The sequence below is a fragment of the Burkholderia sp. Ac-20365 genome (assembly GCF_017104715.1).
GTDB lineage: Bacteria > Pseudomonadota > Gammaproteobacteria > Burkholderiales > Burkholderiaceae > Paraburkholderia.
In genome coordinates this window covers 197,214-210,548 of record NZ_JAAGPI010000004.1, presented here as the reverse complement: position 1 = coordinate 210,548, position 13,335 = coordinate 197,214, and the positions used below count along the sequence as shown (strand labels likewise).

The 13,335-nt window shown below is 58.9% G+C and carries 12 protein-coding genes; 4 read left to right on the top strand and 8 right to left on the bottom strand.

Translation table 11 applies throughout. The features are described from left to right. Window positions 1–153: 153 nt before the first annotated feature. Genes G3O01_RS09665 through G3O01_RS09655 form a run of 3 tightly spaced genes read left to right on the top strand, consistent with a single transcriptional unit; the run spans window position 154 to window position 1,409 of the window. Window positions 154–759, top strand: coding sequence for a hypothetical protein (locus tag G3O01_RS09665; protein WP_205804334.1), 606 nt, complete (start codon window positions 154–156; stop codon window positions 757–759). Continuing rightward, on the top strand, window positions 740–1,081 hold the full coding sequence (locus G3O01_RS09660) for a hypothetical protein (protein ID WP_205804332.1): 342 nt from the start codon (window positions 740–742) through the stop codon (window positions 1,079–1,081). Before G3O01_RS09665 ends, G3O01_RS09660 begins: the two co-directional genes overlap by 20 nt. Beyond that, on the top strand, window positions 1,053–1,409 hold the full coding sequence (locus G3O01_RS09655; protein ID WP_205804330.1) for a hypothetical protein: 357 nt from the start codon (window positions 1,053–1,055) through the stop codon (window positions 1,407–1,409). The genes G3O01_RS09660 and G3O01_RS09655 overlap by 29 nt, the downstream gene beginning before the upstream one ends. A 26-nt stretch (window positions 1,410–1,435) precedes the next feature. Here the strand turns inward: G3O01_RS09655 and G3O01_RS09650 are convergent, their stop codons facing one another. After that, complete coding sequence (locus tag G3O01_RS09650; protein WP_205804329.1) at window positions 1,436–1,876, bottom strand: lytic transglycosylase domain-containing protein; 441 nt, start codon at window positions 1,874–1,876, stop codon at window positions 1,436–1,438. 437 nt (window positions 1,877–2,313) lie between these two features. On the opposite strand from G3O01_RS09650, the gene G3O01_RS09645 reads away from it, so the two are divergent. Continuing rightward, window positions 2,314–3,402, top strand: coding sequence for a CAP domain-containing protein (locus G3O01_RS09645; protein WP_205804327.1), 1,089 nt, complete (start codon window positions 2,314–2,316; stop codon window positions 3,400–3,402). 2,097 nt (window positions 3,403–5,499) lie between these two features. On the opposite strand, the gene pilV is transcribed toward G3O01_RS09645, so the two are convergent. Genes pilV through pilO2 form a run of 7 tightly spaced genes read right to left on the bottom strand, consistent with a single transcriptional unit; the run spans window position 5,500 to window position 13,335 of the window. Then, window positions 5,500–6,780, bottom strand: a complete 1,281-nt coding sequence (gene pilV / locus G3O01_RS09640; protein WP_205804325.1) for a shufflon system plasmid conjugative transfer pilus tip adhesin PilV — start codon at window positions 6,778–6,780, stop codon at window positions 5,500–5,502. 10 nt (window positions 6,781–6,790) lie between these two features. Next, window positions 6,791–7,270, bottom strand: coding sequence for a hypothetical protein (locus tag G3O01_RS09635; RefSeq protein WP_205804323.1), 480 nt, complete (start codon window positions 7,268–7,270; stop codon window positions 6,791–6,793). Beyond that, complete coding sequence (locus G3O01_RS09630; RefSeq protein ID WP_205804321.1) at window positions 7,270–8,262, bottom strand: ATPase, T2SS/T4P/T4SS family; 993 nt, start codon at window positions 8,260–8,262, stop codon at window positions 7,270–7,272. Before G3O01_RS09630 ends, G3O01_RS09635 begins: the two co-directional genes overlap by 1 nt. Before the next feature lie 30 nt (window positions 8,263–8,292). Further along, complete coding sequence (locus tag G3O01_RS09625; RefSeq protein ID WP_205804319.1) at window positions 8,293–8,793, bottom strand: prepilin type IV pili; 501 nt, start codon at window positions 8,791–8,793, stop codon at window positions 8,293–8,295. A 44-nt stretch (window positions 8,794–8,837) separates the two neighbouring features. Beyond that, on the bottom strand, window positions 8,838–9,971 hold the full coding sequence (locus tag G3O01_RS09620) for a type II secretion system F family protein (protein ID WP_205804318.1): 1,134 nt from the start codon (window positions 9,969–9,971) through the stop codon (window positions 8,838–8,840). Next, a complete protein-coding gene (locus G3O01_RS09615) occupies window positions 9,968–11,770 on the bottom strand; it encodes an ATPase, T2SS/T4P/T4SS family (RefSeq protein WP_205804313.1) in 1,803 nt (600 codons plus the stop codon). Before G3O01_RS09615 ends, G3O01_RS09620 begins: the two co-directional genes overlap by 4 nt. Continuing rightward, window positions 11,770–13,335 carry a type 4b pilus protein PilO2 gene (pilO2, locus tag G3O01_RS09610; RefSeq protein ID WP_205804312.1) on the bottom strand — a complete coding sequence of 522 codons (1,566 nt, stop codon included), beginning with the start codon at window positions 13,333–13,335 and terminating at the stop codon, window positions 11,770–11,772. Before pilO2 ends, G3O01_RS09615 begins: the two co-directional genes overlap by 1 nt.

Sequence of the window (13,335 nt, the reverse complement as noted above, 5' to 3'; positions counted from 1 at the left end):
CGGGATCACGGTGAAGAGCCGCCCCTCTTCACCAAATCACGTATGTCCGGGCGCTTCAATCGCGATTTGGCGTGCCAGTTCCTTGCTACGCTATGGGCATAAAGCCACACGCAACGGCACCACGGTGCCTCCACGCAAGAACCGCTACGGACCATGACGACACCCGAAACAAGCGCCGCCCGTCAAGGAATGCTCCTTGTGCGCGAACTGAAGCAACGCGGCTGGACCACGCAACTGATCACACGCTTTCTCGGAAAACCCGACATCACCACAGCGGCTAAGGGTGCTGCGCGCGGTAGACCGGCGGGCCTCTACCTCGTAGACCGCGTGCTGCGGGTGGAATGTTCGGCAGACTACCTGTCGGCGCGACATACCGCGCAGGCCCGCAACAAAACTTTCGTCGACGCCCTGGAAACCAAGAAGGCCACCCTCCTCAATTTCTGCAACGCTATTCCGCTTACCCTTCCCAATGTGGCCGTCAGCCACCTTCTGGAGAGCGCTCGCCGCGAACTGGTGTCAAAAGGTTTCCCCGACACCGACGCCTCGGTCATGGACCGCGCCCTTGAAATCGCGTTGCGATCGTTCGAACATGCAGATTCGAAACTCGCGATCTTCAACTGGCACCCGGGTGTGCGGCAGGCTCGCGCGCGACTTGAAGAGCGGAAGCTTCAGGCTGTCGCAAGTCAGTACCCCACGTTGGCAACGACGTGCGCCACGCGCGCAACAACAGGAGCCTTGATTGATAAAGTCGCTGCTTAGAGCAAAGAAATCGGTCGAACCGCGCGACCTGCCGACGTTCGAGAAATCGGTCTGGTCTGCCCTCTTTGGTCGCTGGGTATGGAAGGTCGACGGCAGCCTTGCCCTCGTTGTTCTCTTGGCCTATATGATGGACCGGTTCTCGATTGGGGTGGGATACGTTCTGCTGCCCGCGAACCTGCTTGCAATCATCTCCTTCGGAGTTATCCTGAAACGGAATCTGAAACGCGATGTCCGGTGGCGCGACCTGCCTGCCATCATTCGCGAAGCCAGGACCAACACGAAAGGAGAGATGTATGAACAAGCAAAAAGAAAACACGACTAAGCTGTGGCCGATCCTTGAACCGCAATCGGATCTTCCGATCTCGCCTGCTGCATGGACGCTGCTCAATGCAGTGGCCGTGATCGCGATCGCATCGCCGTTTCTTCTGATTGTCGCGGCATTCGCCGGCGGGATGTTTCTGTCGGATACTCTTCAGACCACACTCGAGGGGCACTTCGCTCACGGCTCAACGCTGCCTGCTGTTGTAGCAAATACTCTGCGAGTCTTCATGCTGATCGCATGCTTCCGGATCGCGGCCATTGTTGCAACTACGGTTCCGTATCTGGTCCGGCAAGCTCGTGAAGGTCTTACCGCAGCGCTCGAATCCTGAGCGGGTTTGCTTCTGCCCGCGCAGTTTTAACGTCCCTCTTGCAACAAGCGCTCTGCAACCGCCTTCACCTTTGCAGCATACTGATCCCGATAAATCGGCGTCGCCGAATGATATGCGCCGATCGCCGCCCACGTATTCCCGTACCTGTCGATTCCCTTCCTTAATAACCAGGCGGCTGTGTAGATACTCTTGCAACCATCAAACAGGTCGGCCGACGACATGTTGTACCTCGCCAGCTCTGGCAAGTGGATCGAATTGATCTGCATCTGCCCGTAGTCGACCGACCCGTTCGAGTTGCGATTGACCGCATAGGGCTTATTCCCGCTTTCGACGACCGATATGGCACGCAGGATCGTCGGATTAACGACATGGTAGGCTGCTGCGTCATCAAAGCAGTCAGCTCTCGCTACCGTCGCTGCCAGGAAAAAGGTAAGGATGAACAGAAGGCGAAATAACATGGTCGGCATGACACGCGAACTCAACGCCCCTATTTTCACAACGGCCAGCCTCCCTTCGACTCCAAATCACGCGCTATAGCCCTCACCATTTGGAACAGCGCACGAACGACAGCGGAATGTGGAAATTTCGCGTTTTTTCGTGTTGCTTAGGCCCTGTTTCATGCGCTAACATCGCACTGCATTTCAACGCCGCAGAGCGGCATCAAAGTCTCAACTCCCGATGGTCGTGGGAGACATCAATCGTGTATTTGTACACGTTCAAAAAGCGTGCTCCGTTTCGCCGGAACACTCTCAAGTATCCGCAGTAATTTCCGTTAATACACAGGCAATCTCTTTGGTGAATACCAAGGACGGCACTCGCTCGCGCATCTTTTCCGGCTTGCATCCGGCAAAACGGCGGCGAAACTGTGTTCACCTTAGACAGAAGCACTTCAACCGAGGAAAACATGAAATACGCATATAACAAGATCAGTGCTATCGCGGCCGTGGTCGCACTCTCCGCCGCTCTGGCAGCATGTGGTGGCGGCGGCGGCGGCGGTGGTGCCCCGGCGACGCCGGCCACGCCGAGCCAGCCCGCTTCGGCTGGTAATCTGCAAACGACCGTGCCGGCGGCGACGTACACGTCCGGTACGATGCAGGCGGAGACGTTCAAGCAACTGAACGCGTTTCGCTCGGCGATGGGCGTTGGACTGGTCGCGCAAAACACGACCCTCGACACCAGCGCTCAGCCCCATGCGTTCTATCTGAACACGAACATCGGCACGGGCGCGTTGTCGGGCCTGACGCACAATGAATCGTCGTCGCTCGCAAATTACTACGGCGACACGCCGCTCAGCCGTGCGCAGAAGGCGGGGATCTCCGTCACCGACTGGATCGCTGAAGACGTCGCCGGCGGCATTCCCCAAACGGACGCAACCGCGTACGCGAAGGACTGCCTGAGCCGTCTGCTCGACACCGTCTATCACCTGCAAGATATGACGAGCAGCGTGGAGCAAGTCGGTATCGGTTTCACGCAGAACTCCGGCACGTATGTCGACTACACCTGTGTATTCGATTTCGCTGAAGTGAGCAACGTCGTCGGCGCTCCGCAAGCAAACGCTGTTTACATCTACGGCGGGCAGCAGATGGCAACGGACGCGGTCGCAGTCGCACCGCTGCCGAACGCCACTGGTGTCGAGCTCGCGATGGTTCCGGAAACGACCAACCCGGCGCCTGACCTCGCAAACCCGGGACGTCCGATCATGGTGCGCGTCAACGCCGCTTCACCGGGCGACGTTCTGACGGTCAGCAGCTTCACGCTCACCGCTGCAAACGGCACCGTTGTCCCCGCACGCATCATCGTCCCGAGCGCCGCGCTTTCGGGTTCGACGGGCGCAACGGCCGACGTCAACAACAAGTTCTACCCCGGCGTCGCAATCCTGTTGCCGCTCGCCCCGCTTGCCCCGAACACGACCTACACGGTTGCGTTTTCGGGCGCTCGTAACGGCAAGGCGGTTAGCCCGAAGCCGTGGACGTGGACGACCGGCGCGAGCTGATCTACAACGTCATAAACCTGCAATGACAAAGCCGCCCGGTTCACACCGGGCGGCTTTTTTTTTCGTCGCACACGCCACTCACATTCCGCTTCGTCGCATCAAGGTACGAACGTATCCGTATAGCACTGGCTCTGATCCGTGACATATCCATACCCTGCCGGATCCATTATCAACCCTCCAGTGATCATCTGCGGGACGGGGCCGTTTTCACCATTGTACGAAGCGGTTCCTTCACACATCATATCGACCGCCATCATCGGCAGCCCTGCTAAAGTCTGATGCGTCGGATATGCCTTCCACGGCTTATCGGTCCCGATACCCCAGGTGCCTCCCGTTACCAAAGTCGACCACAGGACACTACCGTCGGGCATCGTGTATTTTGTCGCCGTAGCATTTCCTTCGTCATACCAGGCATTCCCGTACATTGGGAACCAACGCAAGATGATGACGTTGACCGGAGATGGAACTCCGCCAGATGGCGCGCCCGGTGCCGAAGGCGGCGGCGGAGGTGCGCAATTCAGGCCGACCCACGACGACCCAGTCCATGACGGCGCGATAATTTGCGTATAGCCCGCCTGACAGGTCGGCGGTGCTTGATATCTACACGCCGGATCCGTCCAGCGTGAGCCGATCCATGTCGAAGCGGTGACGGTGGTCCAACCGGGACCAGTCGAACACATTGGCTGCGGATCTGCAGATCGGACCAACGCGGGCACACAGGTACTATCTTGATACCCCACACTGCAGAGCTGCGGGGATCCTGCAAATGCCGAAACGGCCAGCAGGAGCACCGTCAAACTCAAAGAATGTTTTGCGAGAGTTTTCATACCGATCCCAAGTAACAGTGTTTTGGACTGTATAAGGGACACATGAAACGCGTATGACTCGCGAAAAGACGTTTTTCTTAGTTATCCGATGTTTGTAAGTTAAAGAGACTGCACTGTTGCCGCCGAAACGTCAATGCAGAAGCCGAAGCTTGCCCTCGGTCACCCATTGCCTAGTGACTAAAACCAAGCCGAAACCAAGCAAGATTCGACCGGCTAACCCCCTTGAGCAGTCGGTCCATGCTCAATCGGATGTTACGATCCTGGTGCCGCTGGCACCTTGTCTTGAACAAGGCCCGCACAATTTGGTTCTTGAGCGCACTGGACAGCGAGCCTGTGGAAACCTGGCCGCCCCCAACAAGTGGCGCTGGCACGACGACTGGAATTCATCCAAGAGAAAGAGCCGACCGCGGAGAACCGGTCAGCTCTTTCTCAGACTGCGTAACGAACTACCTGGCTAGTGGCCGCAGTTGCCGCCTGTGCCCCCTGTGCCCTGCGCAATAACGGTCCCCAGGTAGTGGTGATCGGCGCTGCTGAAGAAGCATTCGCCTATGTAGAGGTTGTCGTCGCGGCACGCGAGAGAATAGGTCGGCCCCGTCAGGTACCACGCATAAACCAGCTGCCCTTCATAGGGGTTATTTTGGGTTCCGGAAACGACCTCTGGCCACGACACCAGCTTCAACGGAGCCCAAGGAGCGGTGTATCCCGGCTGCGCAAGCTTAGGAGTGCAGAATCCTAAGGGATCGGCGTCGTCGGACGGTGGAGGCGGCGGAGGAGCACACGAAAGACCGACCCAGGAAGAACCTGTCCACCACGGCGCAGATGTTTGGCTATAACCCGCCGGGCACGTGGGTGGTGCCTGATAGCTACACTGCGGCGATGTCCAGGTTGATCCAATCCACGTCGATGCAGCGACGGTCATCCAGCCCGCCCCTGTGGGGCATTGGGGCTGGGGGGCTGCGGCGTGTGATAACTGGGTAACGCAAGCTGAGTCCTGAAACCCCGCGGCACAATGCTGCGGTCCTGCTGCATGCGCTCCAATCGCAAGAGCCAGCGCGCCGGCTGCTATCCCGACGCGCGTTACCTCCAAACCTTTCATATCTATCCCCGTCTTCGCGAGAAGTTGACGCGTGGCGATGCGCCAAACGTTTCGAAGAATTTATCTTGTCAAATAAGCCGTTTTTGCTGAAATGACGCCACGAATCTTTCGCCATTTCAGTCGACACCGCCCTACCGTCGTCCGGCTGGATGGCCGCTAAGAGTTGACGGAGCGTCAGTAAGCGCAGTAAGTCGACGCAACAGCAGTTCCGGAATTCGGATTGCCAGCGCCGTCCGTGATGTGAACAACCCACGGGCCTGTACCGGTCACCGGACCAAAATTCACGACAGCCGTCGGATTGACGTAAAACGTCTGCGGATCTACCTCGATTTCCGGAATGCCACCGCCAGGGCATGTCGGCGCCGGGACGCCCCAGCCGTTCTGCACCGTGTAGTAGGCCATGCGGAGCACACGTCCGCCGATCGGCAGCCAGTTGCCGTATTGGCATGAAAGGATTTGGCCCGACCCATCACTGTTTGCTGCAATCACGCCATTCGTGGTGCACGCCGTATTTGGCGTAGCTACGTTGCCTGCCTGAAGCGTGCCTTGAACCTGAAGGCCGGCTTTTCCGCTCGCTGCGATCAGTGCGACATGACCGTCAGCATCATTGATGACCCGGGCGTTGTAGTCCTGCACCCCCTGCCCTGCAAGATGGAAGTCGATGTACGGGGTGCCCGCACCTGCAGTTGAGTTATTGCCACCGAGCTCCAGCGACCCGCCCTGGTCGTTATTCAGCTGACCGCCGCCCTTCGTCTGATACGAATTAGCACCCGTTGAATTGTGGGCCGTTCCGCCCGTATCTGTAAGGCTCAAGTCTGTCTGCATTGCGTTCAGTTGCGGTTGACCCGGCACCTGCACGCGATAGAGGTAACTTCCATTGGTTGCTGCGCTTGTGAACGCCAGCAGCGCCGCAAGGTGTCCGCTTCCCGGGTTTGTGTAACCCGTCATAGCGATCTTCCAGGCGCCGTACGCCCCATATGCGGTGTTGGCGTTCATCGTCGCGTCGCCGGCCTGATTCGCATACGGGATAAAGCCACCCGGGCCGTACTGGGAACTCATCTGTGCGGCGATCTGAACAAGCTGCTTCGTGTCCGAAATAGCTCTGCCACCGACAGACGTAACGAGTGACTGCAATGTGCCAGCGGTGGGCTGAAGCACCTGCAATTGCCACGTCTGCATAAACGCGTTCGTTGAAGAGAAGCCACCAGGCAGATAGCTTGCCGCGCTCAACATGGCGGGCGTAATTGTCACCGGTACAGTTGCTGTAGCGGTTGCAGCGATGGTTGTGCCGTAGTCTCCAACGTACTGCATCGCAGCCTTGATGAAAGTCTGTCCTTGGGACGCGACGACGGCATTCTGGACATTTTTGCTGCCCACTACAGCCCACGTCATGAACCCACCGACGCTGAGCATCGAGAGCACAAGCGCGACCATCGCGCCGATTAGCGATTCCATATTGAAGCTCTCACGGGTTGACCAGAACCTGCTGGATGACAGTTCCGGTCGGAATGTTGGTCGGCACGGTCACAGACTGACCACTAGCGATGCTCGCGGCTTGACCTTGGCCTAGCCCCCGCAGCCACAGCTCGCTCATACCTGAATCCGCGCCGATACGCCCGAACTCGCCAGGGACGGCTGGTAGGTAGCTGTAGACGTTGCGCCCCCCACCTGGCGCACTCGTCGACATGCACACCGCATTCGGCGGCGTCGGAACCCCGTTGGGCAAAACAACCGTGATGTTTGCACTAACCATCCCGGGGCTCGAGAGTGCCGCGTTGAGGCACGAAGTTGAAAACGCCTCTGCCTCTAGGGCACTGACGATCGCCTTGTTTTGTATGTGCTCCGCAACACTAGCACCAACGACTCCGTTAGCGGACTGCATCAACTGCATGGTGATGCCGGCAAAGAACATCACCACGACGATCGGAAAGATAGCGAAGCCCATCAGATCTTTCCTCCAACGCTCGTACCATCGAAGATATTCTGCTGCCGTTGGATCTCCGTCTTAAGTTGCGCGTAGTCACCCTTTCTCAGCGTGACGCGGGTCGATGTTTCAGTCGCAGATCCACCGATTATTAACGGACTGCCAGTAATGACCCTCCGCGCAACCCCAGCAAAATTGCCCATAGACATTGACTGATACACAACGGCCGTCAGGGCATCTGCAATCATGGACGCATCGAGACCGGACTCCCGGACGAGGTTCTTGAGCCTTTCCAGCCCAGTCACTACGTCGCTCCCGTGAAGCGTCGTCGACACTACGTGACCACTCATGCCAGCGAGCACCGCTTCAGCCGCAACCTGTGGCGTGCGAATTTCGCCGAGCATGATGAGGTTCGGCGCTGCCCGCAACAGTCTCTGAATCGCTTCCGGATACTCAGAATCTCGTTTGATCTCGGTTTGATAGCACGTTCCAACGGTCCCATTTGGACCAACGTGCGGACCGTCTAGCATGGTCTCTGCCGGGTTCTCAACCGTCCACGCGATGCCTCCAAATTTCTTGAGATATTCGGAGACGAAGGAGAACTGGCTTGTTGATTTACCGGCTCCTGCCTGCCCGAACCAAATGACGAGGCCACCGCGTTGGATTCGCGGCTTCAGGAGCGAATCTAGAAGCATCGGCGGCAGCCCCAATTCATCAAAGGGCATAACCTCGACACGAATGTCGCGGCAAACGTAGACGTCGCCGCGCACCGTGTATTGCCGCATGATGCGCAGGATGCGGTCGCCAAAAGGTACCCGCTCATCCATGCCTATGTCGTTACTGACAAGGTGTTCCCGCAACGCTTGCGCCTCGCTAAGCGCCTCATCAACAAGCGCGTTGCGCTTTCGGTCCAGAGGGCTCGCCTTATACCAGGCAAAGCCGTCCGGCTCCAGAAGTAGATCCGAGAACGGAAGCGAAGAAAGCGTTGACGGTTCGGTGAGCAGCGACGACATACGTTCTCAGGAAAGGCAGTTGTCAGTAGGTCACTGGAACGTGAGCGTCAGCGTCAGCGAATTCGCACAGGCTTGACCGCCCGTCACCGCATCCGGTTGGTTGGTCTGATCGAACGTCGATCCACCAACCTGGAGACTGACGTAGTCCTTCAGGCTCGTCACGACAGCCGTACACGCTTCCGCGTTTTCCGAGCCGCCACCGCCGAACGTGATCTGGCCTTGCGTCGCCGAATTAAGGCTCGCAAACTGCACCTGATTGCCCCAACGATCGAGCACCACCCCGCCGCGGACCATGCTCTTCGGGAAGATGCCCGCCGTGTCCATTGCGCCGACGTTCGCGGTCGTAAAGTTCGTGTAGCCGTTGTTGTTCTGCGAGAACTGCGCCCGCGCATTCGTGATGACCTGCGTGATGTCCGTCGTGACACCGCCGTTCTTGTCCGTCGAAAACGCCTTATACGCCAGCACCCCAACACCTGCCATCGCGAGCAGACCGAGAATCACTGCGACGATGCGCCCAAGAATACCGTCCATTCAAAACCCCCTTTAGAAGCAAAACGTTGTTAATTTCGATCGCACTAGAAATGGCCCACGGACGACGACAAGAGCGAAGAGATCTCGTTGGCGCCCAACTGGAGAATTACGAACGCGAAAAACATCAACCCGGAGAATCCGGCGGAGAGCACCATTCCTTTGGTCAGCAGACGGCGCTCTAGCGTGTCTGCATATTGCCGGGCCACGACCTCGATTTTTTCCGGAAAATTGGGGAATCCAACGTATGCATTCACCTCGTCGATGAGGTCCAAAGAGGGGTATTCGTACCCCGACAACCGCATTGCCTTCGCCATATCAAGGCCGTTCTTGAGTCCGGCGTGAATCGGACGCAACCGTGACCGCTCCCATGGCGTTGCGGTTTTCATCTGGTCATAGATGGCGTCTGCGTCGGGCACGTTGGAACGCAGAAGCGTGGCAAAGGCGAGCAGCCACGCAAAGCCTTGTACCTCCCTGTAGACCGTGAAGGGGAAGACGTACTTGTCGCAGAAAGCTCGGCCTTTGATGACCCCTTCCCCTGTCCAGTTAGGGAGGGCCTTCCAGATCAAGAGACCCACGGCGAGAGACAGCACTACAAACACCGGTGCTGCCCAGCCCACCGCAATCGATCCCATCAGGTACAGGACCCTCGCCCAGCCTGTCCAGCGGTTTGCCGGCAATGCCATCTCGAATTGCGGCACGATCATGTATCCGATCGTGAAAAGGACACACCACAAGGAGATGAGGTACACGGTTGGCGCGAAGAAGCTCGACTGCATTGAGCGCCGTATCCGCGTGAGCCGGTCACGCAACTGAAGAACTAGCCGCATCGAGTGCGACAACTCCCCTGCCTTCTCGCCGGCTGCGATTACGCTTCGCTCGAGCGGACTGATCTTCTCGCCGAGTGCGACCGTGAAGGTGTCGCCGTCGATGACGCGTCGATAGATCAGGTTCGCGGCTGCGCCTGCATTCTTCTTTCCACGACGCAACAGACGGTCGCGATAGTCGAGCAGGATCTCAGGCAGTGTCCGTTCGTTGTCCAGCTGGCTCGACGCCTGTTCGTACAGGCGCTTGCGCGCGCTCCAACTCAGACTCTGCGGACGCGCCCGTTCGCCTGCCTGCTTCGTCACCTCATCCACCGTCCGCTTGCGCGTTGCCCACCCCAGGATCGGCGTGCTCATGCGCCCTCCCGCTTCTGGCGAAGGCGCACGCTGGCGTGTGCATCGTTCGGGTCAACCATACCTGCGAGGACCAGGTCCATCGCGTTGCCCAGCATAGACTTGTCGGCGTCCTTACGCGTCCGGTACCGCTTTCGGGCAGCGTTGATTCCCTGTGCTAGCACGTCGTCCATAAACTCCTCGTCCGTGACGACCACCTCTGCTACTGCCTGAGTGCGGATGATCCCGGTGCCGAAGCAACAACCACAATCAGGAACGTCGCCGCGCACATAGAGGCGCTCGCCATTCCCCCACGTCCCGACGATGCTTCCGAGATAGGATGTAAGTGCTTCGGGCTTCTCCGCGAGAGGCTGCTTGCACTCGCCGCACAGGATCGGGATGATTCGTTGTGCGAGCAGTCCCGAGATCAGATCCGCGTCCGCAATCTTCTGCGGATCAAGAAGAGCGCGATCAAGATTTTCGAGTCGCCGGAATGCGGAAAACGGGTCGTTGACGTGCAGCGTCGACCACACGAAGTGGCCAGTCATTGCTGCTTGCACAGCAGCGACGGCTTCGGCAGCGGCGCGAATTTCGCCGAGCATGATGATGTCCGGGTCCGATCGGAGTCCGTCTCGAAGTCGTGCCTGAAAATCGTCACCATCCGAGGCGAGTTGAACTGCCCAATCCTGCGGATACTCGGGTGGGTTCTCGATCGTGAACTGCGCCTTGTGAACGAACAGCTGGGCCTGACGCTTCATGAGGTTGTAGAGCGTCGTCGTCTTCCCCGACCCCGTCGGGCCAGTCGCGAGAACGATCCCTGCCGGGAGCCTGATAAGCCGGTCACAGAGTTCCTGTTGAAGCGGCGTGAACCCAATCAGCTCGATGTCGCCTATCGGCGCTTTCGGCTTCCTCAACTGAAGATTGCCGGCCTTCGACGGGTCCGCTTGTTTCCCAGTTGCTGTTTCATACTGGAGACGCGCGACTACATAGCTGCAACCCGCTTCCTCGGGATATTTCGGCCCACGGATGATTCGAACGCTGGAGAGGCCACTGCCAGGTATTACGTCGCCCCGGATCTGCGCGTCCTGAAATTCACGCGGGTTGTAGGTTCCTTCTTTTGAGGTCGCAAGCCCGGTGTACATCGAGCGGACGAGCGCGTCCCCTTCCTCCTGGTCCATGCTGTATTTCTCAGCAACCTGGAGATCGCCTTTTACGCGAACCAGGACCTCGGTGAACTTTTCGTTGATCCGGATATGGATGTCGCTCGACTTGACGAGAGCAGCGTCGGATATCAGGTCCCGCGCTTTGGTGAGCGTCTTGAGGTCTGACTGCTCCTTCGACGGCTCGACCCGCCTCGACTCGCGAACAGCAACAAGATCCTGCGCTGACACCCTCCGCACCTTCGGGATAATCCCGAGCCCGCGGACATCTTCAATCCAGGTCAAGAACTGCGGCAGTCCTGCGTGGCGTGCGTCAACACTGATTTCCACGCCCTGCGCGGCCGAGATATGCGCTACGCCCTCCGGCGTCAGCGCTCCGGTGCCGACAGCGAGTTCTCCGATATCGCCCCGCTTGGTTCGGTGGTGCCGCGACAATGCCGTTGCCTGATCATCGGCCATCAGTCTCAACGTCACGGCAAAATACGCAAACGACCGTGTCGAATCCGCCGACACAAACACTCGATCAGCGATGCTCGCCGGAACCGCCGGTACCTTTACGATCGCCGCCTCGTCTACCGCCCTTGCGGCGGCATTGCGTTCGATGCTGGCCGGTGCCTCAGCAACGACTGACGCCCTCTTTAGGGACATTCCAGGAAATGCCATTACCAACTTTCTCCTTTAGAGGGTGAGGCCGCCTTCGGTTGTTCGGTCGGCGCCTTCGGTGGATGCATCTCGCTCAGCGCGGCGATTGCCGACGGCATGGGAGCAACACCGCTCACTGAGGCTGTCTTTGCTTGTGCAGCCGGGACGGCCGGCGCGCTCGGCTGGACGCCAACAGGGGCATCAGATTTCTTTGCAGGCGGCTCTACGGCCGTCACGGGTGGAACAGCAGCCGGCACGGGTTGAGCCGTTGATGGCGTTATCGCGACGATCTGCTGAACATCAGCTGCCTTATGAACGACAGCGGCCGGCGCGAGTTTTTGCGGACCAACTTTTCCTTGGCCTGCTTGCATGCCACCGCGCAGTGAGTAGAGCGACCCATTCACTTCCCAGCCTTTCGCCGCGGTCCAGTCGAGCGTGTTGACTCGCATACCCGGCACTGCATCGAATAGCTCTGCGAACCAGAGCCAAGGGGCGACACGCGTGGTGTAAATTGCAGGTGACGACGTCCAGGGTGCCTGCTCCGCCTCCGCCTGTTTGCTCCCCGGCAACGGCGCGACGGTCTGCTGCGCAGTTAGGGTCAATGGAATCCCGTAGCGCTGCGAGAGCGTCCATGCGGCACGGCTTGCTGCGTCCGAGGTCTCCGCCAGCGACGATGGCGCCGGAAAGCTGACCGGAATCTGCTGACTGACAGTTGAGTGCTGCGCATCAGCGGCCATCCGGCCCGGGGCGTCATCTGCTAGCCCACCGTCACGGTCGAAGGTCGCATTGATAGTGACTGCGTTGGGCTGTACACCGCAATGCCACGAAGCCAGCTTCCATCCCATTTGCGAAAGCCGTTGGGAATACCACGCATCCCGGCACGCTGCGAAAGCGTCCGACGGCATAGCCAACCGGGTCCATGGCAGAATGCGCGACTCGGCGTCCTTACGCGCCTTGATGGCCGAGAGCACAGCGCGCCGCTGCTCGGCCGCAACACGTGCCTTTTCTTCTTCGCCGTGCTGGTAGTACACAACACCAGCGATCCCGCCGATCAGAGCCACCCCAATGCCGCCTCCGATCGCGAGCGCCTTGCCCCAACCCCCGCCCTGCAGATCCTGGAGTTTGATATTTCTCGTCGATCCCCTGACAAGTTCCGCGAGATCGTTGAGCGTACCTTCCTGCTCGTCCCATTCTCCGAGCTCGTGTAAGTGCCGGTTGTGGACGCCAATAACTTCGGCATACGTGCCGATCTTGTCGCCGTCAGGAATGACGGAATGACCATCGCGAACAGCGATATACCAGTACAGGTCATCATCCAGCTGATACAGGCCCATCCACGGCTGCTGATGCTGCTCAGCGACGATTGCCGCAAGAGAAACCAGCTTTTCCGGTTTCTTACCGAAGATCGGGTCGCAATAGGCGCTTTGGTGGTTGCCCGAGATCGTCTCGCGACGAAGGCCCCACCGGCCCTTGTCGAGCGAGTGGCGCTGCAGGTCCTTGCGCTTGGGACGGTGGTCTTCATGACGCCAAGACATGCCGACGACGAACTCACCCTTTACGTTGGGTAGGGAAAGCGAGTGCGCCAC